Genomic DNA, 21,492 nt, shown 5'->3' with positions numbered 1-21,492 from the left:
GTTCGGCGCGCTCACCGCGTTTCCTCACTCTGTCCAAGTGGACCTGACCTTGACTCACTCGATCACGCGTCGAAAGCTGTTGATTGGTTTACCGCTGCTCGCCGGCATGGGCGTGGCTCCCGCATTGCGTGCAGCCGATTCACCATTCTCCGATATCGAGCGGCGCAATGGAGGCCGCCTCGGTGTGTTTGCGATCGATACCGGCTCGGGCCGCACACTGAGCCACCGCGCCGAAGAACGCTTCCTGATGTGCAGCACGTTCAAGGGATTGCTCGCAGCGCAGATACTGGCCCGCGTCGATGGCGGCGCAGAGCGGCTCGATCGGCTCGTTCACTACACGGAGAAGGATCTTGTTTTCACGTCGCCTGTGACCAAGGCCAACGTCGCGCGGGGTGCGTTGTCGATCGACGCGCTCTGCCGGGCAGTCCTCGTGGAGAGCGACAACACGGCCGCTATCCTGTTGATGCGCAGCGCCGGTGGTCCCGCGGCGTTGACCCGGTTCGTGCGCGGACTCGGCGATACAGTCACGCGCTCGGACCGCTATGAGCCCGAGTCGAACCGCTATCGCGGCGTGCTCGACACCACGACGCCGAAGGCCATCGCCACCACGGCGCAGCGCCTTCTGCTTGGTGATGCCCTGAGCGCCAGTTCTCGCGCACAACTGGAGCGCGGCATGGCCGACTGCAAGCCGGGGCTCAACCGGATTCGCGCCGTGCTGCCCGCAGGTTGGCAGGCCGCCGACCGGCCCGGCACCAGCGTCGAAAGCGAGACCAACGACTACGCGCTCGTGCGCCCGCCCGGGCGCGCGCCGTTGCTCGTTGCTGCCTACTACGATGCGCCTGGCGTCAGCATGGAAGCGCGCGAGGCCGTTTTGCGCGCAGCGGGCACGGCGTTCGTGCAGTGGGCCACGAGCGCGGCATGACCGAGGCCCCCACGCGAAACCGGAAGATCGATTTACTCCGTGGCGTTTCCATCCTGCTCGTACTGTTTCACCACTTCAATATCGCCTATCGGCTCGACGACACTTTTCTGTCGCGCGTATTCGGCTGGGAAGCGGTCCGGGCTGTTGCACGAAACGGCAACTATGGCGTCACGATGTTTTTTGTGATCTCGGGATATCTGATAACGGCGAACGCAACTCGCCGCTGGTCCGAACTCGGTCATGTTGATGTCAGGGTGTTCTACGGCTTGCGCATCGCGCGCATCGTTCCGTGCCTGTTGCTGCTGCTGGCTGTGGTGAACGCGCTTGCAATGGCTGGCATTGCCATCTTCCAGAACCACTCGCCGGCCGGCACGCCGGTTTCATTCTGGCTTGTGAACCTGGCTTCGTTGACGTTCTGGATGAACATGCTCATAGGGACGCACGGATGGACCAACTATGCACTCGGCGTGTTGTGGTCGCTTTCCGTCGAGGAGGTGTTCTACCTCTCGTTTCCTCTGCTTTGTCTCGCGTTTCGCAGGGAGGCGCAGCTCGTTGCTTTCTGGCTCGCATGCATTTTCGTTGGTCCGGCTTACCGTTTCCTGCACCAAGGCGACGAGGGTGGCTATCTCTACGCGTATTTCGCATGCTTCGACGCAATCGCCACCGGATGTTGCGCGGCGCTGCTAGCAAGACGCGACGTGTGGCGTGGCCGCGCGTGGAGCGTGCTGGCGTGGCCGACGGCGCTGGCCATGACGTTTGTCTATCTGTACTGGCCGATCCGCGAAAGCAACGTGTTCGGTGTCACGGCAATGGCCTTCGGCACTGCGGTTTTGCTACTGGGCGCGAGTGATCGGCTGGACGAATCAAAAGTACGAGGCACGCGTGTGTCCACAGTGCTAGAAGGGTTCGGCAGGCTTAGCTATGAACTCTATCTGTTTCACCTTATCGTGCTGGGCCTGCTGCGCACGATTTTCCCGCCTTCCGGCGTGGCGGGTGACGAGAAACTGGTGGTTCTGGTCGGCTATCTGTTGCTTTCTACCTGTCTGAGCGTATTCATCGCGCGAATGTACGCTGAGCCGTCGAGTCGCATTGTGCGCCATTGGCTGATTCCGAGAAGATCTTGACCTAAAAGCGAATACTGCGAGCGGGATCAACCTGACATCGAACACCCCCAGCTCGAATCGGGTGCAGAGGCTGAGCGACTGGTTCTGGTCGGGGTGCGGCCGGTCCCGTTACCACCGCCAATGTCCGCGTTTGGCCGCCTACCGCCTCATGCGCTTTGCATGAATCAAAACAACATCGATGCTGAGCGAACGGCTGAGTGCGACCCGGAGAGGACTATCATCCGAGATTGAAGCAGACATTCGCAAGGTGTCGCCCGTCCGGATCCAGTGAACGTTCAGCTATGATGCCTTGAGCTATCGGTTGCATGCTACCGCCTTCGCAGGCGGTCTTTCCAGATCAATCTTCGCATTTCGAAAGAGGAACCTTCTATGGCTATCGAGCGAACCGGCCACAGGTATCGAGCTACTGATACGGGCAAGACTATTGACGTCTGGTTTCCGGCTACCGGTGGCGGGAAAGGGCGGAGCTGTCTCGCCGAGAAAGTTGGGATCATTTCTGGTGATGTCGTTGCTGTAGTGATTGAGTCGCTCGAAATCCCACCCATTTCTACGGAGGATGCGTACCTGCGATTGCACCTGCTATCTGAAAGGGCCGTTAAGCCGAATGAAGTCAATCTCGACGGTATTTTTGGCCTGTTGCCCAATATTGCATGGACATCCGCAGGCCCTGTTTTCCCCGGAAATATTGAAGATCTGCGGGACCGGTTAGCAGCCGAATACCACCACCTGACAGTGTCGTCGGTAGATAAGTTTCCTCGCATGACTGACTACGTCGTGCCCGAGGGCGTGCGGATTGCCGATGCGGATCGCGTGAGACTTGGAGCGCATCTGGCAAGTGGTACGACTGTGATGCATGAGGGTTTCGTTAACTTCAACGCGGGCACCCTCGGTGAGTCAATGGTCGAGGGGCGTGTGACGCCGGGCGTTACTGTCGGGAAAAATTCGGACGTCGGCGCGGGCTCATCCATCATGGGTACGCTCTCGGGCGGGGGCAAAAGCAGGAACTCAATCGGCGAACGAAGCTTGCTCGGAGCGAACGCCGGCATAGGCATTTCGCTAGGAGACGAGTGTATCGTCGAAGCCGGTCTATATGTCACGGCCGGTACGAAAGTGAAGTTGCCCGACGGCAACGTCGTGCCGGCAAGGCAGTTGTCCGGTCGATCCAGCCTGCTATTCCGTCGAAACAGCCAGACCGGTGCAGTCGAGGTGCTGCCGACAGATTCTTCCCGCTGGGGCGGTCTGAATACGAGCCTGCATAGTAACGACTGAACAGCGTGACTTGCCTGAAAATCCCTTGCGCGGCTAGTGTATGACCGCTTTGTGCTGGCGTCCCCAGTCGGCCGCTTATGGCCGCGTGCCGACTCATGCAGTTTGCATACTCAACTTCAACATCCCCGGGCTGTGGTTGGCAGCACGCGACCTAATGCATTCTGTCACCGCACCGAAAGGAATGTCCGTTTGGGGCGCCCAACGCGCCAGCCAGACACCAAAGCGCTACCCTTCAATTGCTCGATAGTTCGATCAGTGCGGCTTCGGTGCACATCATGCGAGAGTGTCTTTTCTGGCCGCTCGCAGACGCTTAAGCTGCTCCAGCACAATCCGGTGATCGTAGGGTTTTGATAGTGCGGGGCCGTCATCGCATAATCTTGCGGCTTTTTCGACAGAGCCGGCAATGCTTCCTGCCAGGATCACCCGAATGTCGGAAAACCGCTCGCGTATCCACTTCGCCAGCGCGAATCCGCTACGCTCCTCGCCCCCAACGTCCGCAAGCACGATATCGATGGCTGAAGCCTTATCGGTGAGCAGGGCTTGGGCCTCGACGCTGTCAACTGCCTCCAAGACGAGGTATCCGCATGCGCGAAGATATTCCGCAAGAGGCGTACGCACGAGTATGTCTGCATCAACAATCAGGATATGAGGTGTAGTCACGAACTTCCGTCCGGAGGTAGGCCCAGCACTGAACGAAACAACTTCGCCGCGTGCGCAGTGCTGTATGGTTTGGCGACGAACAGGCACATCGACACGCATGCGCCAGGCTGAATGTCGCCAGAAGTGAGAATGACGGGAATGCCAGGATGGCCTCTGGCAATGAGCTCGGCCAGTTGTCGACCGTCAAGCATGCCGGGCATCTGTATATCGGAAAAGACAAGATCGACCTTTCCTCCGGCGCGGATATAGGCCAGGGCATCATCGGCGCAGCTCGCCTCTATGACGGCAAAGCCAACAGCACGCAGTCCTTCGGCCAAGGCCACGCGGACAAGAACGTCATCCTCCGCGACCAGGACTTGAGCCACGCTTGGTTGCGGCTGCGGCTGCGGCTGCGGCTGCGGCTGCGGAACCATCGATTTTCCCCGAGGAAAGCGCGTTTGATTAACACCGAAGCCGCAATTTCCGTTCCCGACCGGCGTTGTCCGGGCGCGTCTTGCCGCTCCGCCGCGGGGGCGAGCTTTCGTGCCGCATGCCGGGCGCGTTCGGCTACAAGCTACAAGCGGCTTGAACGTTTGGGGGGAGCGGCGCGTGCACCGAATCGGAATGTGCGGGTCGCGCGCAAGCACTCTATGGACTGACCGCCTGTGTGACGATTTCTGAAATCACAACTTGTGCTTTGGCTGGCCGCTTGTGGCCGAAACCGGCGGCTAGCTGCGAAGGTGGCTGTGGCATGCGTGATGGCAGGCATTCGCCAGCTAGCCATGGTCGCCGGAATCCCGTTCCCCTGTTGGGCTGTGTGGCGCGCGGTGCTCAACGAGTACTTGCCAGCATCGTGCCGCGGCATGCCGAAGCGCCACATCGGCAGCGATAGTCGTCCAGCGACTTTCGGCGTTTTGCGTTCGGCACCTGCAGGTAATAGTCGATAAAGAGCTCTTCACCTTCGCCGATTTCGCGCTTGGCTTCGATGAAAATGCGACCATCCTCCTCGACGGCCTCGCAGTTGGCATCACAGGCATGATTCAGCCAGCGCGCGCTGTTTCCGCCCCGGCCGCCGTCGATGACCTGTCCGTCCTCTCTTCCGAACAGAAAGGTGTGCCCTTCCGCTTCGCGGCGGGCGTAATGCCGCGCGGCTTCAGGCCACGACGTCACGAGTCCGCGGTATTCAAGAATGCGCTCGCCTGCGCCAAGTGCCCGGAGCGCGAAGACGCCCTTGCCGTGTATGGAGGAGCGCCGCACGGAAACACGTTTCATCGTCTGCTGATTAACTGAGTGGGGTGATCGATGGGGCATTATCTGCGCCCGACGGGACGAACAACTTTAGTGCTGCCAGGGTCTAGGTGGCCGCAGGCGCAGCGCTGCCCCGCGTCGGCAGTTTAAGCAGGTCTCTGGGCTGGCCGGCCTTTCCGCTCGCCGCGATGGTCATCAACTGATCCAGATAGTCGCTGGCTTTCGCGAAGAGTTCAAGTCGCACGGTGCCGAGCATGCGGTCGTATTCGTTGACCACTTCTGTCAGGCCATCGAGCAGTGGTGCAGGAAGCGCGCCGTACGCACCCGATTCATGAAAAGCGAGCAGGGTCTGCGCCAGCTCCTGCTCGACCCAGTCGAATCTGGCAGGTGGGATCAGGCCATGTCCGGCACGGGCAATGTGACCGCTGATGATACAGACCTGCGCCAGATGGTTGATCAGCCCCTGGTCTATGTCGCTATGGCGGGCACGCTCGAGCATCAGGCGCGTGCGCAGGATGAGCTCCGACGCGCGGTGGCGTGCCATCGGCAGCTGCAAGGCCTTGGAGTGGCCGGCGGGCCGGCGTGCTGGGCTTCGATTGGACATGAGGGGGTTCGGGATGGATCAAGGCGAGACGATTGTAGGGCAACGTGGAACGCTTCTGGGGAACTGGCGCGTGGCCGGTGACCCGTGGTCCCCGGGCGTTACGTCCGGCGGGCGAAGGCATCACCGATCTGTTGCGCCCGCTTGACCTCGTCACTGTGCAGGTAGATCGAGGTGGTTGACACGGAAGCGTGCCGCAGGTTGTCGCGCACGGTGGTCAGTTCCGCTCCACGCCCGAGCGCGTGCGTCGCGTGCGTGTGCCGCATCCAGTGCGGACTCGCACGCCGCAGCTTTTCCGCGAGCGGCGCGTGATCCGCTTCGATCGCCCTGGCGGCGAGCAGGAAGAACCGTCGCATCACCATCCACAGGCGCACGCTGCTGATGCTTGTGGTCGTTGCCCCGGCGCTATCCGCGTCGAGACTGCCGATGATGGGCGTCTCCGGGCGCCAGTGCAGTTGCGTGGCCGGCAGTCCGCGTTCGGCCAGATAACGCGCGAGCGCGCCCCAGGCAAGCGGCGGGAGCGCCACGCGCGCCAGCTTTTTCCCCTTGCCCGTCACACGTAGCCAGTAGTCACCGCGCGGATCGGTTTCGACGTGACCCAGCGTAGCGCCGACGAACTCTCTGGCGCGTAGTCCCGTCGCGTAGCCAAAATCCAGCAGAAAGCGCAGTCGCTGCGAGGCGGCCGCCGTCCAGCCGTGCGACCATTCCAGCCCTTCAGCGATCGTCCGTACCAGCGCCCATTCTCCCTCGCTGAAGGCGTGCGAGACATCGAGCACGTTTGATCCGGACGCTTCCCGCACCTTGACGCCCGCAAACGGATTGGCCAGCACATAGCGCTGCTCGATGAGCCAGCGGAACAGGGCGCCCAGGATAGAGAGCGCATGCGCGACCGAGCGCGCGGAGAGGCTCCCGTTGAACGGGCGCCAGTCGGGCGAGCTACGCGGGCGCACCGGCCCGACCCAGCGGCCGCGCGGAGAGGGATGGCGCAGGAAGGCCCGGTAGGCGATCGCATCCTCGGTCGTAAGCGAGGAGAGCGCGCGGCCGCGCTCGACGATCGCCCACAGGATCAGCCGCTCGGCTTCCTTGCGGTAGGTGCGCTGAGTCGCAGGCGACTCGTGCAGCGCGAGCCAGGTCTGGACCGCCTGGTAGTCGTTGGTCGCATCGAGTGTGCAGGTCGCGGCCGGGGCGCGGAAGGTGCCCTGGGAGCCATCGACTTCGTGCGGCAGGCTGATCGACTCCCACGGCACGATGGGACCCGGCCGGCTGGCCACGATCAGTGCACGCGCCTTTTCGGTGAGCGCGGGCCAAGCGGCGAAGAATGCCTCGATCGCGCGGGCGCTGGCTGCGCCGAGACCCGGCACGACCTTCCACCACTGGCGTCGGCGCGGAATGCGCACGGTGAGATCGGCAAGCGTCGTGATGCCGTACGCCTGCAGCACACGCACGGCACGCGGCGCGAACCACTGCGCGATGTCGTCGGCGATCTGCGGCTCGCCCGGGCGGGCGGTGCGCAGAAAGTCGATGGCCTGGGCGACGGCTTTCGCGCGCTGCGCGCGCGCATCCGCGGGGTGGTCGAGCAGGGTGGCCAGATCCTCGCGGTTGACGGCACGCGCGAGTGCCACCAGCCGCCTGCGGATGCGCCCGAGCACGCCACGCGCGGATCTGCCATCACCCAGCGCCGAAGGCAGGTAGCGCTCGACCGCGGGCCGCACGGCGACACCGGCGTACCACGCGCGCAGCGCGGCGAGTTCGGCGGCATCAGGGAAGCCAGCCGTTTCAGAAGAAACAGGATCGTCTGGGGCGGGCAGGGCAGTGTGACGCGTTTTCATACATCTTAGTTTACTCCAAAAACATGCACGTTATGATAAGAAGGATTATCCTAATGGCACGATCTTGCCGCACGTTTTTTGGAAAAAACGTGAACGCTCACGCAAGGAAAGTTGTGTCTAAACGGCAAGCAAACTTGTGTCTATCGATCCGGCCTTCTGCAGGTGTCAACGAAATACTGCTTAAAAAGACGTTCGGATTCCCGCAATCCCGCGTCCGTGAAGATGACGGATTTCGCTTTGTTGGCAGGATCACCAATAAGGCCTCGATCATGAAGTCGGTTTAGTGCATCCCAGTCAAAGTTCTTCCAGGCGCGGTTGTCGTCATGCACGGTCAAAAAGAGGAGTGCGAGGACGGCATCGTCAATCGCGGCAGTGTTGATGTCCATGGCGTTCATCCCAAGACCGACCAACTGATGGCACCAGGCGCGCCAAGTGCCGCGGATTCTTGCCCTTTTGTAACGGCGTGCTGAGTCGGCCAGTTCGCGGCTCGCTCGCCAGGACCCCAAAGTGCTGAACGTCAGCAATAGTTCGCGATACCTGTTCGCGAGCATCGGATCCGTCGGTTCCGGGTGGATCAAAAGACACGGTGGATTGTGTTGCAGCTCGACATCGCAGATGCGTTGATAGGCTACTGATCTGCGTCGCAACGCCGCGATTGCGGCACCGGACGTGGTTCCTGTCGCCTGTAATCGTCGCTGTGTTTGCACGAGCCTACAGCCTAGGCTCGCCTATCGACGCTGGTAGACAACGCCCTGAATCAAGACCTGATCCGGCTCCGGCTCCTCGTCAAAGCGTTTATGCGCCTCGGCAATGGCGACTTGATTCTCGCTCGCCCAGTTGACCAGCGCCATGACAGGCTTCAACAGCGTTCTTCCCATGTCGGTGAGTTCGTAATCGACGCGCGGAGGGATCGTCGGATACATCGTTCGCGTTATCAGTCCGTCGCGTTCCAATCCGCGCAAGGTCAGCGTCAGCATTCGCTGGGAAATGCCGTCGATGCCGCGCTTCAACTCGTTGAAGCGCCGCGGACCATTAGCCAGCATGGCGACAATGTAGAGGCTCCACTTGTCGCCGATGCGATCCAGGATTTCACGGGTTGCCAGGCAGCCGCCAGCGTCAGGTGCAGGCATATCGGCAGGTAGCTCAGTGTGACTAAGTGACATGCATGTGCCTTCTTGTGGGGAAACGGCAGGAGCCATACGATCCTTTGTATGAATAGGTAATTCAGAATCAATAGATGACTTAGTTCTCATTTTATACCTAGGAGCCGTCATGAGCCACACCCTGCTTGTTACTTCCAGTCCGCGCGGGGCTGACAGCCTTTCCACCCGCTTCGCCACCGAAATCGCCGAAGGCATCCAGGCCCGCTCGGGCGGCCCGCTGACCGTGCGCGACCTCGCCGCGAATCCGCCGCCGCACATCACGCCGGCCTACATCCAAGGCCGGATCACGGCGCCGGAAGATCGCACACCGGAACAGGTCGAGGCGGTTAAGCTCGCCCAGGAGTTCGTCGATGAGTTGAAGGTCGCCGATGTGATCGTGCTCGGTTCGGGCATGATCAACTTCGGTCCGTCCTCGCAGCTCAAGGCGTGGTTCGATCACGTTACCTGGCCGCGCGTCACCTTCGGCTACGGCGATACTGGGCCGAAGGGGCTGCTGACCGGCAAGAAGGTCTATCTCGTTACCGCTACCGGCGGCGTGTTCTCGGAAGGTGCCTGGGCGCCGTTCGACTTTCAGACCAACTACTTGCTGCATCTGCTTGGTTTCATCGGCCTGACTGACGTTGAAGTCGTGCGCGTCGAAGGCACGGTTTTCGGCCCCGATGCGGCGAAGGCCGCAATCGCCAATGCCGAAACGGCCATCACAGCCTTGTTGACGAAGGCTGCGTGACCTCATGGCCGGGAGAAAGACCATCGCTCTGTTCGGTGCGACCGGGCCGACCGGAAGGCACATCATCGAAGAAGCCTTGAAGCATGGCTACAACCTGTCGGTCTATACGCGCGACGCCAGGAAACTCGCATCGTTCGCGGGAAGGGTCGACATTGTTGTTGGCGACCTGCAAGACCAGAGTGCCATTGCGAAGTGCGTCCAGGGTGCCGATGCGGTCATTAGCGCCCTTGGTCCCAACAGTCTCAAGGTGCAGGGCGATAAGCCTGTCATGCACGGCTTGACCCACATCATCGCCGCGATGAAGCACGCAGGCGTGCGCCGTCTTATCCAGATTTCTACGGCTGCCTATCGCGATCCCAAGGATGGCTTTGCCTTCAAACCCCATGCGTTCGCGCTGTTGTTCAAGGTGATCGCGCGCAAGGGATATGAGGACATCAAGGCGACTGGCGAATTGGTCGCCAATTCGGACCTGGACTGGACACTGATACGCATTCCTAATCTCAAGGATGGCCCCGCCGATGGCGGTGTGGACGTGGGCTGGTATGGAAAGACCAAACTCGGCATGAAGCTCTCCAGAGGCAATCTCGCGAAGTTTTTGGTCGACCAGGTGACCGACAAGCAGTTCGTGCGTGCCGCGCCAGGCATCGCTAACCTTTGACCCACGAACGTCTCGACAAAGTTCACGCCATGAGCGGATTCACCCATGCTGATGTACCCGATCAATCGGGAAAGACCTTTATCGTCACCGGCGCCAACACCGGCATAGGCTTTGAAATAGCGAGTACGTTGGCAACACGGCGAGCCAGGGTGCTTCTCGCGTGCCGTGACGAGCCGAAAGCGGAAGCTGCTATTAGCCGGATTCGTCTGAAGACCCCTGAAGCGAATCTCGCATTCTTGCCGCTTGACCTCGCAGACCTGGCGAGCGTGCGGAACGCAGCAAAACTGGCCGAAAAGGAACCGCGCATCGACGCGCTCATCAATAATGCGGGCGTGCAAGGGCCGAAGCTAAAGCACACGGTGCAAGGCTTCGAGCTGACATTCGGCGTCAATCATCTCGGGTGCTTTGCGTTCACCGCGCTCATGTTGCCCAAGCTCACGGAAACATCCGGGTCGCGCATCGTTGTCACGAGCAGCGGTCTGCACAAGGACGCGAAGATCGAGTGGGACGATCTTAATGCGGAGAAGAGTTACAAGTGGATGCCTCGCTATGCGGCCAGCAAGCTTGCGAATCTGCTTTTTGTCTTTGAGCTGGATCGGCGACTGCGAGCGGCGGGTACACCTGTTACGGCAGTGGCCTGCCATCCGGGCCTTGCCGGAACCAACCTTGCGCGCGATAGCTGGTGGGGCAACATCGCAATGTCATTGATCGGCCTGTTTTTCAACACGCCGGCTCAGGGCGCGTGGGGTGCATTGCAAGCGGCGACCGGACAAATAAAGTCCGGCGGCTATTACGGGCCGACGAAAACTTTCGAATTGCGAGGCCCTTCTGGTGAATGCATTCCGTCGCAGGACGCGCGGAATCCAGAACTCGCAAGACGACTGTGGGACCTATCGGTTCAACTGACCGGAATCAATGCCGAACTACCTTCAAATTCATAGCGCGCAGATCAGATCACGAGAACATGGTCATGCAAATAGACCTCTATAGGTATCCCTTTGATATTCGCGCAATTTTCCGGTTAGCCTGCGCGAGACCTGGTGAGGCTTTGCGTTTCGCCCCGATATAAATTTTCTTTCTAATCAGATGCTTGCTGACCCCCATCTCGGACGGCGCTAGCTAGGCGGCGCCGAGTGTGCCCCAGCGCCGCGAGCCGGCCCTTGATAAAGGGGGGTGCCCCTATGTGATTCGTCAAGCGGTAGGGCCGGATTTTGGTTGGTAGAGGGTACCGTCGCGCAGCATGGCGAACAGCACGTCGCAGCGTCGTCGAGCGAGCGCGATGAGCGCCTGATTGTGGCGCTTAGCCAAAACTGAGCTTCCCCTGAAATTTCGCCTTCCAGCAGGTCGCGTATAAACTCGACCTAAAGGAAGGAAAGCAGAGATGTTTAAGGTACCGCACCAGGTGTACACGGCAGAGTTCAAAGAAGCCGCCGTGCAACGAATCAAGGACGGGCAAGGCGTGAGCGCAGTGGCCCGCGAACTGGGTATGTCGACGCAGACCCTGCGCAACTGGCTGAACCGAGCCGGGTTTGGTGGAGGCTCCAACTCTTGAGAGAATGGAGCCATGAACAAGAAGGCAACCAAGTTTTCCCCGGAAGTCCGCGAGCGCGCAGTGCGTCTGGTGCGCGAGCAACGTAGCGAACATCCGTCGATGTGGGCGGCGGTCGAATCGATTGCACCGATGATCGGCTGTACGCCGCAGACGCTGCACGAATGGGTCAAGCGTGACCAGGTTGACCAGGGTGAGCGTGATGGCGTGAGCACCGACGAACGCGAACGGCTGAAGGCCCTGGAGCGCGAGGTCAAGGAATTGCGTCGTGCCAACGAGATTCTCAAGGTCGCGAGCGCGTTTTTCGCCCAGGCGGAGCTCGACCGCCGTTTCAAGTCCTGAAGGCCTTCGTCGATCAGTATCGCGACACCTTTGGGGTCGAGCCGATCTGCAAGGTCTTGCGGATTGCCCCGTCGGGCTACCGACGCCATGCGGCACAGCTTCGCGATCCGTCCAGACGCTGCGCCCGCGCGAAACGAGATGAGATTCTGCAACCCGAGATCAGGCGTGTCTGGCAGGCCAACATGCAGGTCTATGGTGTGCCGAAGGTCTGGAAGCAGATGAATCGCGAGGGCATTGTGGTCGCGCGCTGCACGGTCGGTCGGCTGATGAAGCTGCAAGGTCTGCGTGGTGCGGTTCGCGGCAAGCGCATTCGCACCACGATTGCCGACAAAAGCGCACCGCGTCCGCTGGACCGAGTCAACCGGCAATTCAAGGCGCAGCGGCCGAATCAGCTCTGGGTTTCGGACTTCACGTACGTTTCGACATGGCAAGGCTGGCTTTACGTGGCGTTCGTGATCGACGTGTTTGCTCGCCGTATCGTTGGCTGGCGAGTCAGTTCGTCGATGACCACGGACTTCGTTCTGGACGCACTTGAACAGGCGCTGTATGCGCGGCAACCAGGCGAGAACGGGACATTGATACACCATTCCGACAGGGGGTCCCAATACGTCAGCATTCGCTACAGCGAACGTCTGGCCGAAGCGGGCATCGAGCCTTCGGTCGGCAGCCGTGGCGATAGCTATGACAACGCGCTGGCTGAAACGATTAACGGCCTGTACAAGACGGAACTGATTCATCGGCGCGCCCCGTGGAAAACGAAGGAATCCGTCGAACTGGCAACGCTGCAATGGGTGGCCTGGTTCAATCATCATCGACTGATGGAACCGCTCGGCTATATCCCGCCCGCTGAAGCTGAGGCAAACTACTACAGGCAACTCAGAAATACTGCGGATGCGCCTGCTTTAACTTAAACCCAATAGCCTCCACGATTCCCGGCTCGGTTCAGGCTGAAGGCTTTCGAGGCCGGCAAGCTGAATGGTCCCGGGGCGAAGGCCGTCACAGCGGAACAGATGGAGCTGTCGCGGCTGCGAGCGGAGAACAAGCGCTTGCAGATGGAGCTGGAAATCGCAAAAAAAGCGGCGGTAGGTTCAATAGATCGTTGCAACACCTTCCTATTAATATCGAATGAGGGAGGGTTGACGAATGGCACAGATGGGAAGGCCGGGGTTGTCGCCGGAAGGCAAGTCAGAGGTTTGGCGACGGTGGCGGGCAGGTGAATCGTTCCTTGGCATCGGGAAGGCGCTAGGCAAGCCCGCAAGCCCGCAGGCTCGATCTACGGCGTGATCCGACTATGCGGAGGGTACACCCCTGCTGCTCGTAAGCGGTCGTTGCGGGCATTGACTTTGAGTGAACGTGAAGAGATCTCGCGCGGCGTCTCGGCTGGACTTTCAATTCGAGCGATTGCCGGCCAATTGAACCGCGCGCCTTCCATGATTTCCCGTGAGATTGCACGTAACGGCGGAACAGGCCACTATCGAGCTCTGGAAGCGGATGAGCGAGCCTCGCAGGCTGCTCTGCGACCCAAACGCTGCCTTCTGGAACAGAACCGGCGCTTGCGCTATGCGGTCGAGCGTAAGCTTTGCCGCGAATGGTCTCCAGAGCAAGTGAGCGGTTGGCTTAAGAACCGGTATGCCGATGACGAGGCGATGCGCGTGTCTCACGAGACGATCTTTCGCAGCCTGTTTGTGCAAGCGCGCGGCGTTCTGAAGAAGGAGCTGCAGTATCACTTGCGGACTCAACGGAAGATGCGTCACTCACGCTTCTCCAGCACGAAGGGCGCTCGCAATAAGATTGCTGACGCGGTTTCGATTCACGAGCGACCACCTGAAGCAGCCGACCGTGCGGTACCTGGTCACTGGGAAGGAGATCTTGTCAGTGGCGCCAACAATACTCATGTCGCCACTTTGGTCGAGCGGCGCTCGAGGTTCACCATCATCGTCAAGGTAAAGGGAAAGGACATTGTGAGCGTTGTGGCGGGCCTGAAGCGCGAGGTCAAGCGGTTGCCGCAGCATCTACGCAGATCGCTCACGTGGGACCGAGGCATGGAGTTGGCGAACCACAAAGACTTCACGATCGCCACGGATGTGAAGGTCTACTTCTGCGACCCGCGAAGTCCTTGGCAACGTGGTACCAACGAAAACACGAACCGACTCCTGCGTCAGTATTTGCCCCACGGTACGCAACTTGATCAATACTCGCAGGCGCAGCTGAACAAAATCGCAGCACGGCTCAATGAAAGGCCCAGAAAGACGTTGGGCTTCATGTCTCCGGCCGATAAACTACGCGTGGCTGTTGCAGCGACTCATTGAACCTACCGCGGCGTTCTTCGCGAAGGACCTCCTGTGAAGTTCGCCTGGATTGACACACAGTGCCGGCAATTCCCGCTTGCGGCGCTGTGCGAGGTCCTTTGCGTGAGCGTGAACGGCTATCGTGCGTGGAAGCGCGGCGGCACGCCCGAGCGTCAGCGGCTGACCGATGCGCAGTTGCTCACGTTGATTCGGACGATTCACGCCGAGGTCAAAGGCGCCTACGGCTCGCCGCGCATGACCGAAGAGGTTCGCTCTCGAGGCTTGCCAGCCAGCAAGGCACGGGTCGAGCGATTGATGAGCGCCAACGGTATTCGGGCCCGCCACAAGCGCCGTTACCGCGTGACAACCGATTCCCGGCACAAACTGCCGGTCGCGCCGAACGTATTGAACCGTAACGTCACGCCGGTCGAGCCCAATCAGGTGTTCACCTCGGACATCACGTACATCTGGACCGACGAATTGGGTAGCCACGTTTCCTTGCGGAAACGCGGCCCCCGAAGAACCGTACGTGCGAGCTTTCCCCGCATACGGCTCGAGCACAGCATGAAACGTCGCAATGACGCCGGTCTCGCCCACTGCACGAGCCCTTCGCAAGCATCCCATTGTTGATTCGCCTCATCGCTGAGATGAAGGGCGCTGAACCGTAGTGATACCGGTCTCTCACAAGCTTCCCCTCGATGAATCTCAAACGTGGACCTGCGACAACTGCACCACGCGGAAGTCTGCACCTTTTCAGGCCAAGGCAAAGTTTGAACCCCTATCCGGGCGATTACAGCCCGGCATTCGCTTTTTCCGCGTTCTCATACCCGCTTGTCCAACAGCTTCCCTTGCGAGTCACCTGCCATAGCCAGCACATCGACGTAGGCGGACAATCGGGCTTACCACGTTCCCGTTCCTGCCGACCCGCAACACGGGCGCAACCTCACCCCGCGGCGTGCCTGTCCGTTTAGCGCCCGTCTTTTCCCCGGCAGCGTTGCGACGACGTACTCCTACAACCCAAAGGAGCATCCAGCTGCGTGCCTTTTGGCTCGGGCCTGCAAGCCGCTTCGGCCCGTCATACATGACGAGGTTTATCAACGGTTCACATCTGTTGCGCATGCGGAACTTGCCTGGTCTCCACGCCGCAGTGCGGCTTGCAGCGTCATCACCACTGTCGCCACTGGTGACGTCTCTCGACGAGTACGTTGTCCCTGGAGCTTCGCACACGACCGTTACCAGTCACGCACGTCTAGGTAGGCAACTGCTGGTCGTACAGCAGGTCACGGCACGGCGAGCCGCGCGTGACAAGACAGAAACAGACTTTGCCATCCACTACATTGCCGATTTACGTCCGGCGGACGGCGACACGTGTCGCACAGGTTGGCTGTACCTGGCCGTCACGCTGGACCTGTTCAATCGGGAGGTCGTGGGCTGGTCCGTCAAGCCGCGCATGACGACGGAACTCGTGACCGACGCGCTGACGATGGCATGGTTCCGCCGCCGGCCCGCGCCCGGCGCGCTGCATCATTCGGATAGAGGCAGTCAATACGCGAGCCACGACTTCCAGTGCAAACTGAATACGTACGGCATGCGCTGCTCGATGAGCCGCAAAGGCAGTTGCTGGGATAACGCGCCGACGGAAAGCTTCTTCAACAGCCTGAAGAACGAGCGCGTGCATGGCACGAGGTATCGCACGTACCGCGAAGCCGTCGCGGACTTGTTCGAATACATCGAAGTGTTTTATAACCGTAGTCGTCGTCATTCATCGCTCGGCTTCATGTCGCCAACCCAGTTCATGCAAGACTGGCTTGTGGCTCAGCGGACAAGGGATGCGGCTGCATAACCCGGGGCCTCTGGAAGGCGAAAAACCGAGGGAACCTCACTGGGGGAAGGAGTACCCTCTTGGGAATCAGTAAGCGAGGAGACAAGAATTTGCGACGCTTGCTGGTGCAATGTGCAAGAGCGTATATGCGACGACTGGACCGACGCAGCGGGTCAATGGCGGATTGGGTGCGGGGCATGCTCACACGACGGCACTCGAACGTCGTGGCCTGTGCGCTTGCGAACAAGCTGGCGCGTACTGCATGGGCGCTCGCAACGCATCACCATGTTCAACGTGCATGGCGTAATCGTGTTCCCCTGACTCGTGACTCCGTGCCAACAGTGAATTTTGTTCTAGCGACATGCCCACCTGGTTTTGCGACGACTGAAGTTTGATGACGTGAACGGCAATCCGACCCGACGAATAACCTGAAAACAGGATAGGCCCCAAGGCCGATTAATTTCTTAGGATCGTTGGGTGCGACTCTCATCGTGGCGCGAGGAAGTTTCCTCATTAAAGACGCCGAATAGATTCGAGCAGGCCAACCACAAAATCAAGTCAGGGTTGCAAAAACGGAGGGGACCATAGATCCTGTTTGTACGGAGGATTGCATGTCAGAGAAGTCAGTGCCGAAGCGGCAATACACGAACGAGTTCAAGGGTGAGGCTATCCGGCTTGCCGAAACAGTCGGGCAGCATGAAGCTGCGCGCAGGCTCGGGGTGCCAGTGGCGACGTTAGGGAACTGGAGCCGGCGTAGCCGCGGTTCCGAAGGGGGTGTCGAGACGAGTAGTCGTGATGTGAGCGCTGTACGTGTTACGCGTCCGATCAGCGAGCTGGAGGCAGAGAACAGCCGGCTGCGCAAGGAGCTCGCCAGTGCGAAACTCGATATCGGGCCAATTAAGGAGCTCATTGCCGTCAAAATACACTGATCGAAAGGTTCAGGCCAACCAAAGCTACGCTGGCGAAAGATAACGCGGCAATTGCCGAAGCCAAGCGCCATGTCCACGGCAACCGGGAATAAAACCGAAGAAAAATCGCCGCAAAGAGACACGCCAACGTCAGGCTGACGAAAATTGAGCCAGCAAAATTCCTCACTTTACGTCTTTACTTCGAATTTCTTTCGATCTTCGGCGTATCTAATCCAGTTAGGCGGTTTCCCTCGACCTGACCATTCCTTCCCAGAGCGTGGATCCCGATACTTTGCAGGACGTGCCGTGTCCTTTCGCCCTTTCGCGGCGCCTCCAAGTGTGCCGCCAGAAAGGTCGTGCAGATCAACGTGGTAGTCGGCAATTTTCCGTAGTATCTCTGCTATAACCGCAATCCGCTCCTGCGATCTTCTTCGAGCAATTTCTGCGTCCAGTTGCTCACGTTGCGCGAGCAGTTCCTTGTATGTGGCCACCGCTGTTCCAATAGTTAAGCTATTGCAGAAGTTCGACTTCGTCTTGCTGCAATCACCTGTCGGGACGTACTCCACGTTGTGAACTTTACAGCGTGAGCTTGCCACGCCTAACGAATGTTCCAAAAAAAGCCCGGCCGAACGCCGGGCATATAATATGGAACAACTCGGTACAACTAAGGTCCCGTTCATTCTACGACCTCCAACAACGGAAAGCAATGCGGGATGGCATTATTAATTTATGACGATAAAATTGACCGCGTATATTCTGTAAGAAATAGGGGTGATTTTCGTAATTTTTGAGCCGGAAACGGAATCCGGAGATACTCGACATTCATAATAGGGCCGAGTCGAAATTCCGCTAAGGAAACACTGATCAATTCTGCTCGACGAGCATCGCTGACGAGGCCGAGGACGTTGCAGATAGAGGCTCACGGAACGGTCCCACGATCATGAAGTGGCAGATCGGTTTTGCAGAAGCAGAAAGCCTGGGCAAGAAGCGAGTGACCAGGCGTCTGCGCTTGCTGTCGGCGATCGGGGGCGCCCGCCGGCCGGGCTGGAGCCGATGCTGCGGATCTACTTTCTTCAACAGTGGTACGGCTTGTCAGACGAAGGCCTTGAGGAAGCGCTGTACGACAGTATCGCGATGCGCGCGTTCGCGGGCACCGACCTGGCGCGCGAGAACGTACCCGATGCCACCACGCTGCTGAAGTTCCGACGCCTGCTGGTGGAGCGCGAGCTGACGCGAACTTCGAGGCACCGCCGTCGACGAAGAATGTTGAGAAAAGCCGTGATCCGGAGATGCACCAGACGAAGAAGGGCAACGAGTGGCACTTTGGCATGAAGGCCCATGCCGGCGTCGACGCCGACTCGGGTCTGGTGCACAGCGTGGTCACGACGGCGGCCAACGAGTCGGATGTATCGCAGGCCCACGCCCTGCTGCACGGGCACGAGCTCGAAGCGTTCGGCGATGCGGGCTATACCGGTGTGGACAGGCGCGATGAGATGAAGGGCAAGACGGTGAAGTGGCAGGTGGCGCTCAAGCGCGGCAAGATCAAGGCGATGTCCGAGGGCGCGCTGAAAGATCTGGTGATGGCGGCTGAGCGGACCAAAGCGCAGATTCGCGCGCGGGTCGAGCACCCGTTCCATGTCGTCAAGAACTGTTCCGGCATCGTAAAGTGCGCTACAGGGTGCTGGCCAGGAACACGGCGCAGCTGTTCAGCCTGTTCGCGCTGGCGAACCTGGTGGTGGCGCGTCAGCGGCTGTGGCCATGTCATGGGAACAGTCCGTCTGGCGGGTGAAGAATGCAGGAAGTCGGCCGCGCGGGCACCCAGAATCTGCCTTGACGGCCTTCCCATTCTAGAAAACGCGAGCCGCATACGCCAAACCAACGGCGATCGGCTCATTGATCAGCGTTTCCCTAAAAGGCTGGCCGATAGAATGCATGAGCAACCTGTCGACGCGGCCCTGCGCCAGCCAATATCGCTGTATCTGCCACGGGAAGCATGGCCTGCTTTACTGTGGCTATAAACTTGGCGTAGCAAGCGCTGACCCGGTCACTTGGGCGCGATCGGCAAGCTGGCGCAACCGTGCTTCCAACTCGCGCAAGGCGGCGGGGATATGTTCGTCGCCCTGCTGCCCGTTCATACGGTGAATTTCCGCTTCGAGTTGACTCAACAGGGCGTCTATTCGCTCACTACGCACCTCACGCTCGATCTCACTTGGCGACCGTAACCCAGTTCGTACTTCTCGCTGAAAACCCATCACTCCTCCTTGCCATTGAGATTTTGCTTCTCCAGCCCGACGGCGACGCCGAGACGAATCGTCAATTCTCCCGAAATGGAAAACTTTTGGCCTTGAGGTAGTCGACGAACTTTTGATCGACAGACAAGAATCTGACCTCATCAAAGTCCGAGTATGGCCTTATTTCTCCGGGAATATACAACGGCGGTCCTTGGACCAACGTGTTGATCGAACTACCGATTTGCCCGGGGGTACGGACGATGTCCTTGCACCATAAGCGATGCTCCTCAAGGAGAGCAAGTCTGTGTTCCGCCGAGATCTGTATGTTTGGCAAGATTTCTCCTTGTTTGAAGTGCAATCGGAGAGAGCGTTGCAGCGAGTGGTAGTGCACGACGCCGGTGAACGGCAACTATAGAGGCGAAGCGGTCCTTGGAAAGTCCGATCGGATGGCTGGTGGACCGGCCGCTCGTGGCCGCCTACTGCCGGATGCGGTCGCCCTAATGCGCTCCACAAGGGAGACTCGATTGCGAGCGGCCCATCGCCATTGATCTTCGAAGATTTCACGATGTCATGGTGACGAAGGTAAGCACCCGGGGAAGGCATCTTGACGGGGGCAATCGCTCAAACGATCAAGCAGCGGTCGGCGTCCAGCGATGAGGAAGCAGTTGCGCTATGTCGGCGGCACGGTGTGCCGGCAAGCGCGTCAACACGTCCTTCAGGTAGGCCAGCGGGTCGTGTCCGTTCAGTTGTGCAGAGCGGATCAATGTCATGATCGCGGCCGCGCGTTTTCCGGCACGCAGCGATCCTGCGAACAACCAGTTCGACCTCCCTAGGGCCCACGGCCGTATTTGATTCTCGACCCAGTTGTTATCGGCTGGCACATGCCCATCGTCCAGATAGCGCGTGAGCGCTTCCCAACGTTTGAGGCTGTAGTCAAGGGCTGAGGCGATCCCGGATCCGTCCGGCACACGCTGCCGTTGCGTGAGCAGCCATGCATGGAATTCGTCGGCGATGGGGCGAGCACGCTCCTGACGCACAAGACGTCTTCTATCGGGTTCGAGTTGTGCAGCGTCGCGTTCTACTTCGTACAACGCACCGAAGTATCGCAGCGCGGGCTCGGCAAGCTCGCCCTGGTGCTTGACGTGTAAGTCGAAGAATTTACGCCGGGCATGCGCCAGGCATCCGATCTCTGTGATTCCACTTCTGAAGCTGGACTTGTAGCCCCCGTAGTCGTCGCACGTCAGCTTGCCGCGCCACTCGCCCAGGAATGCGCGAGCATGTTCGCCAGCGCGACTCTCGGCGAAGTCATAGATCACCGCCTTCATATCGGAGAACTGCGTGGTGCTGTACGCCGACAGATAGGCTCGATGGGTCTTGCCCTTTCCCGGCGCAAGCATCTGTACCGGCGTCTCGTCGGCATGCAGTACTGCCTGCTGCAACACTTCTTCGCGAAGTGCATCGACCAGGGGATGCAGGCGCACGCCACACGCGCCACCCCAGGCGCCGAGCGTGGATTGCGCGATCGCCAGACCCGCCCGCGCAAAGATGCGCTCCTGTCGATACAACGGCAGGTGATCGCTGTACTTGGCGACCAGCACCTGGGCCAGCAGACCAGTGGTCGGGATGCCCTTGTCGATCACGTGCGACGGCATCGCAGCCTGCACCAGCGTCTCGCATGCCTTGCACGCCCATTTACCCCGGATGTGCCGCTCAACCGTGAACACGCCGGGCGTGTAATCCAGCTTCTCGCTGATGTCCTCGCCGATGCGAACGCGCTCGCAGCCGCACGTACAGATTGTGCTGTCCGGTTCGTGATGAATGTCGGTACGTGGCAGCTCGGGAGGAAGCGGTTCACGCTTTGGCTGTTGCCGCGGTGTCCCTGCGCCTGCCTGCTCGCCGGACTTCAGCCCCTGCAGCTCGAGCCCGATTGCCGCCAGATCCGCGTCGAGCGCTTCCTCGAGCAGGCTCAGTTGCTCCTTGTTGAGTTGCTCACTGCGCCTGCCGAACTGCTGCCGCTTGATGACCGAGAGTTCGTGCGTAAGCTGGTCGATACGCGTTTGCCGGTACTGCAACTCTCTTTCTTTTTCGGCGATCTCGGCCATCAGCTTCGCGTTCAGTTCGCGGATCTGTTGGGTACTGAGGGCGTCGAGATCGGCGGGGATGTCCATGGCG

General features: G+C 59.9%; 16 protein-coding genes, 8 pseudogenes and 1 other annotated feature. Of the genes and pseudogenes, 15 read left to right on the top strand and 9 right to left on the bottom strand.

Translation table 11 applies throughout. The features are described from left to right. Positions 1 to 49: 49 nt before the first annotated feature. The 3 genes from bla (at position 50) to G5S35_RS39055 (ending at position 3,315) form a co-directional block, all read left to right on the top strand. Positions 50 to 922, top strand: coding sequence for a class A beta-lactamase (gene bla / locus G5S35_RS39065; RefSeq protein WP_237182022.1), 873 nt, complete (start codon positions 50 to 52; stop codon positions 920 to 922). Next, on the top strand, positions 919 to 2,046 hold the full coding sequence (locus G5S35_RS39060; RefSeq protein WP_183040777.1) for an acyltransferase family protein: 1,128 nt from the start codon (positions 919 to 921) through the stop codon (positions 2,044 to 2,046). Before bla ends, G5S35_RS39060 begins: the two co-directional genes overlap by 4 nt. Before the next feature lie 369 nt (positions 2,047 to 2,415). Continuing rightward, the gene (locus G5S35_RS39055; protein ID WP_183040776.1) at positions 2,416 to 3,315 is read left to right on the top strand and encodes a DapH/DapD/GlmU-related protein; all 900 of its coding nucleotides are present in this window, start codon (positions 2,416 to 2,418) and stop codon (positions 3,313 to 3,315) included. A gap of 273 nt (positions 3,316 to 3,588) precedes the next feature. Here the strand turns inward: G5S35_RS39055 and G5S35_RS39050 are convergent, their stop codons facing one another. The 7 genes from G5S35_RS39050 to G5S35_RS39020 form a co-directional block, all read right to left on the bottom strand. Then, the gene (locus tag G5S35_RS39050) at positions 3,589 to 3,975 is read right to left on the bottom strand and encodes a response regulator transcription factor (RefSeq protein ID WP_183040775.1); all 387 of its coding nucleotides are present in this window, start codon (positions 3,973 to 3,975) and stop codon (positions 3,589 to 3,591) included. Next, positions 3,972 to 4,388, bottom strand: a complete 417-nt coding sequence (locus G5S35_RS39045; protein ID WP_183040774.1) for a response regulator — start codon at positions 4,386 to 4,388, stop codon at positions 3,972 to 3,974. Before G5S35_RS39045 ends, G5S35_RS39050 begins: the two co-directional genes overlap by 4 nt. Before the next feature lie 397 nt (positions 4,389 to 4,785). Further along, complete coding sequence (locus G5S35_RS39040; protein ID WP_074987916.1) at positions 4,786 to 5,226, bottom strand: SET domain-containing protein; 441 nt, start codon at positions 5,224 to 5,226, stop codon at positions 4,786 to 4,788. Positions 5,227 to 5,308: 82 nt separating this feature from the next. Beyond that, complete coding sequence (locus tag G5S35_RS39035; RefSeq protein WP_110330111.1) at positions 5,309 to 5,806, bottom strand: hypothetical protein; 498 nt, start codon at positions 5,804 to 5,806, stop codon at positions 5,309 to 5,311. 98 nt (positions 5,807 to 5,904) lie between these two features. Continuing rightward, positions 5,905 to 7,632, bottom strand: coding sequence for a site-specific integrase (locus G5S35_RS39030; RefSeq protein WP_183040773.1), 1,728 nt, complete (start codon positions 7,630 to 7,632; stop codon positions 5,905 to 5,907). Between the two features lie 140 nt (positions 7,633 to 7,772). Then, on the bottom strand, positions 7,773 to 8,018 hold the full coding sequence (locus G5S35_RS39025; RefSeq protein ID WP_183040860.1) for a DUF6429 family protein: 246 nt from the start codon (positions 8,016 to 8,018) through the stop codon (positions 7,773 to 7,775). A 342-nt stretch (positions 8,019 to 8,360) separates the two neighbouring features. Next, positions 8,361 to 8,795, bottom strand: a complete 435-nt coding sequence (locus tag G5S35_RS39020) for a winged helix-turn-helix transcriptional regulator (protein ID WP_183040772.1) — start codon at positions 8,793 to 8,795, stop codon at positions 8,361 to 8,363. 109 nt (positions 8,796 to 8,904) lie between these two features. Between G5S35_RS39020 and G5S35_RS39015 the strand changes: the two genes are divergently transcribed. The 11 genes and pseudogenes from G5S35_RS39015 to G5S35_RS38965 all read left to right on the top strand — a co-directional run. Continuing rightward, positions 8,905 to 9,522 (top strand): FMN-dependent NADH-azoreductase, encoded by a 618-nt coding sequence (locus tag G5S35_RS39015; RefSeq protein ID WP_183040771.1) that lies wholly within the window; start codon positions 8,905 to 8,907, stop codon positions 9,520 to 9,522. Between the two features lie 4 nt (positions 9,523 to 9,526). After that, positions 9,527 to 10,180, top strand: coding sequence for an SDR family oxidoreductase (locus tag G5S35_RS39010; protein ID WP_183040770.1), 654 nt, complete (start codon positions 9,527 to 9,529; stop codon positions 10,178 to 10,180). Beyond that, positions 10,177 to 11,121: an oxidoreductase gene (locus G5S35_RS39005; protein WP_237182021.1), complete on the top strand. Its 945-nt coding sequence runs from the start codon at positions 10,177 to 10,179 to the stop codon at positions 11,119 to 11,121. The genes G5S35_RS39010 and G5S35_RS39005 overlap by 4 nt, the downstream gene beginning before the upstream one ends. 440 nt (positions 11,122 to 11,561) lie before the next feature. Continuing rightward, positions 11,562 to 11,714, top strand: a pseudogene (locus G5S35_RS39000) (transposase); the annotation flags it as partial. A 30-nt stretch (positions 11,715 to 11,744) separates the two neighbouring features. Continuing rightward, positions 11,745 to 12,982, top strand: a protein-coding gene (locus G5S35_RS38995) for an IS3 family transposase (RefSeq protein WP_183040409.1) whose coding sequence is annotated in 2 segments (ribosomal slippage) — positions 11,745 to 12,036 and positions 12,036 to 12,982 — 1,239 coding nt in all. Because the reading frame shifts where the segments join, the coding sequence is not laid out codon by codon here. Then, positions 12,026 to 12,142: a sequence feature (AL1L pseudoknot), on the top strand. It overlaps the preceding gene by 117 nt. Positions 12,983 to 13,018: 36 nt before the next feature. Then, a pseudogene (locus G5S35_RS38990) lies at positions 13,019 to 13,150 on the top strand (IS3 family transposase); the annotation flags it as partial. Positions 13,151 to 13,214: 64 nt separating this feature from the next. After that, positions 13,215 to 14,380, top strand: a pseudogene (locus G5S35_RS38985) (IS30 family transposase). Between the two features lie 9 nt (positions 14,381 to 14,389). Continuing rightward, positions 14,390 to 14,839: pseudogene (locus G5S35_RS38980) on the top strand (IS3 family transposase); the annotation flags it as partial. Positions 14,840 to 15,737: 898 nt separating this feature from the next. Further along, a pseudogene (locus G5S35_RS38975) lies at positions 15,738 to 16,202 on the top strand (IS3 family transposase); the annotation flags it as partial. 38 nt (positions 16,203 to 16,240) lie between these two features. After that, a pseudogene (locus tag G5S35_RS38970) lies at positions 16,241 to 16,465 on the top strand (transposase); the annotation flags it as partial. A gap of 327 nt (positions 16,466 to 16,792) precedes the next feature. Then, a pseudogene (locus tag G5S35_RS38965) lies at positions 16,793 to 17,101 on the top strand (transposase); the annotation flags it as partial. A 176-nt stretch (positions 17,102 to 17,277) separates the two neighbouring features. On the opposite strand, the gene G5S35_RS39950 reads toward G5S35_RS38965, so the two are convergent. Continuing rightward, positions 17,278 to 17,769, bottom strand: coding sequence for an H-NS histone family protein (locus G5S35_RS39950; RefSeq protein ID WP_237182020.1), 492 nt, complete (start codon positions 17,767 to 17,769; stop codon positions 17,278 to 17,280). Between the two features lie 260 nt (positions 17,770 to 18,029). Here G5S35_RS39950 and G5S35_RS38955 point away from each other — a divergent pair. After that, a pseudogene (locus G5S35_RS38955) lies at positions 18,030 to 18,878 on the top strand (IS5 family transposase). A 1,071-nt stretch (positions 18,879 to 19,949) separates the two neighbouring features. Here G5S35_RS38955 and tnpC read toward each other — a convergent pair. Then, entirely contained in the window at positions 19,950 to 21,488 is a 1,539-nt protein-coding gene (gene tnpC / locus G5S35_RS38950) for an IS66 family transposase (RefSeq protein WP_183040768.1), read from the bottom strand. Positions 21,489 to 21,492: the final 4 nt, after the last annotated feature.

Source organism: Paraburkholderia tropica (assembly GCF_014171495.1).
Classification (GTDB): domain Bacteria; phylum Pseudomonadota; class Gammaproteobacteria; order Burkholderiales; family Burkholderiaceae; genus Paraburkholderia; species Paraburkholderia tropica.
The sequence above is the reverse complement of the archived record's forward strand: the minus strand, read 5'-3'. Positions and strand labels throughout refer to the sequence as shown.

Bases quoted from the DNA above. Each gene is read 5' to 3' on its own strand.
- G5S35_RS39035 (WP_110330111.1), bottom strand. From the start codon at position 5,806: ATGTCCAATCGAAGCCCAGCACGCCGGCCCGCCGGCCACTCCAAGGCC.
- G5S35_RS39015 (WP_183040771.1), top strand. From the start codon at position 8,905: ATGAGCCACACCCTGCTTGTTACTTCCAGTCCGCGCGGGGCTGACAGC.
- G5S35_RS39030 (WP_183040773.1), bottom strand. From the start codon at position 7,632: ATGAAAACGCGTCACACTGCCCTGCCCGCCCCAGACGATCCTGTTTCT.
- G5S35_RS39010 (WP_183040770.1), top strand. From the start codon at position 9,527: ATGGCCGGGAGAAAGACCATCGCTCTGTTCGGTGCGACCGGGCCGACC.
- tnpC (WP_183040768.1), bottom strand. From the start codon at position 21,488: ATGGACATCCCCGCCGATCTCGACGCCCTCAGTACCCAACAGATCCGC.
- G5S35_RS39950 (WP_237182020.1), bottom strand. From the start codon at position 17,769: ATGAACGGGACCTTAGTTGTACCGAGTTGTTCCATATTATATGCCCGG.
- G5S35_RS39020 (WP_183040772.1), bottom strand. From the start codon at position 8,795: ATGTCACTTAGTCACACTGAGCTACCTGCCGATATGCCTGCACCTGAC.
- G5S35_RS39060 (WP_183040777.1), top strand. From the start codon at position 919: ATGACCGAGGCCCCCACGCGAAACCGGAAGATCGATTTACTCCGTGGC.
- G5S35_RS39045 (WP_183040774.1), bottom strand. From the start codon at position 4,388: ATGGTTCCGCAGCCGCAGCCGCAGCCGCAGCCGCAGCCGCAACCAAGC.
- G5S35_RS39025 (WP_183040860.1), bottom strand. From the start codon at position 8,018: ATGGACATCAACACTGCCGCGATTGACGATGCCGTCCTCGCACTCCTC.
- G5S35_RS39040 (WP_074987916.1), bottom strand. From the start codon at position 5,226: ATGAAACGTGTTTCCGTGCGGCGCTCCTCCATACACGGCAAGGGCGTC.
- G5S35_RS39055 (WP_183040776.1), top strand. From the start codon at position 2,416: ATGGCTATCGAGCGAACCGGCCACAGGTATCGAGCTACTGATACGGGC.